This is a genomic window from Haloferax sp. AB510 (assembly GCF_024136985.1).
Lineage (GTDB): Archaea > Halobacteriota > Halobacteria > Halobacteriales > Haloferacaceae > Haloferax.
On the sequence record NZ_JAMYJY010000210.1, the window covers coordinates 1 to 1292 of the forward strand.

Here is a 1292-nt window from a genome sequence, read left to right on the forward strand (position 1 = left end):
CGCTGACGCTCCCCGCGCTCGTCGCCAACGGGACGCTGTCGGCCGACGCCGCGGCGCTCTGCTCGCTCGCGGTCGAGCGCGGTGCGTCGGTCCTCGTCGCCGGCTCCCGTGGGGCCGGCAAGACGACATTCCTCGGGTCGCTCCTGTGGGAGCTCCCGCGCGATGTTCGCACGGTACTCATCGAGGACACGCCGGAACTGCCGGCGTCGACCCTACTGGACGCCGACCGCGACGTACAGTCGCTCCGAACCGACACGACCGGCGGCCCCGAACCGACGCCGCAGGAGGCGCTCCACGCGGCGCTCCGACTTGGCGACGGCGCGCTCGCACTCGGTGAAGTCCGGGGCGAGGAGGCCGCCGTCCTCTACGAGGCGATGCGCGTCGGCGCGAACGCCAACGCGGTCCTCGGGACGATTCACGGCGACGGGGCCGCCGACGTGCGCGAGCGCGTCGTCTCCGACCTCGGCGTCCCGGCGTCGTCGTTCGCCGCCACCGACCTCGTCGTCACCTGCGAACACGCGGACGCACACCGCGTCGCCCGCGTCGAGGAGGTCCGCCCCGTCGGTGACGACGCCGCGTTCGAGCCGCTGTTCGAACACGACGGGCGCGCCCTCGAACCCACGGGGTCGGTCGCCCGCGGCGACAGTCTCGCGGTCGAATCCGTGGCCCACCCCGGCGAGTCGTACGCGGACGTGCTCGACGCGCTCGACGCCCGCGCCGCGCGTCTCGAATCGCTGGCTGACACGGGACGAACGACACCGGACGACCTCGCCGCGGCCCGCGCGGAGCGTGGTTCGGGATGCTGAACCCGGACACGGCCACGAGCGCGAGCGCGGACGCCGCTTCGACCCGGATACTTCACGCGGCCACGACGACGCTCGCACGGCTTTCGCCCGACTCCATCGACGCCGAACCGAGCGACGAACTCCGCCGGTCGCTCGCGTTCCTCGGCTCGAATCTCGCTCCCGAGACGGTCGTCGCCGCGGGCTACGGCACGGCCGCCCCCGCCGGATTGCTCGGCGGAGTCGTCGCTCTCCTCGCTCGGCTTCCGACCGTGACGGTCGTCTTCGTCGCGCTCGCGGCCGCGCTCGGTGCGGCCCACGCGGTTCACACCCTCCCCGTCTGGCTGGCGACGCTCCGCCGGACGCGGGCACTCGGGAACGCGCCGGAACTCGTCGGCCGTATCGCACTCCGGATGCGGATCGAGCCCTCGGTCGAGCGGGCCAGCGCGTTCGCCGCACACGGCGACGACGACCCGCTTTCGGCCTCGCTCGCCGCACACGTCGACCGCG

The 1292-nt window shown here is 73.9% G+C and carries 1 protein-coding gene and 1 pseudogene; both read left to right on the forward strand.

The genetic code is table 11. From position 1 onward, the window contains the following. A partial coding sequence (locus NKF06_RS20580) for an ATPase, T2SS/T4P/T4SS family (RefSeq protein WP_253246460.1) occupies positions 1-806 on the forward strand: 806 nt, incomplete at its 5' end. Then, positions 800-1292 (forward strand): annotated as a pseudogene (locus NKF06_RS20585) (pilus assembly protein); the annotation flags it as partial. The gene NKF06_RS20580 and the pseudogene NKF06_RS20585, both read left to right, overlap by 7 nt.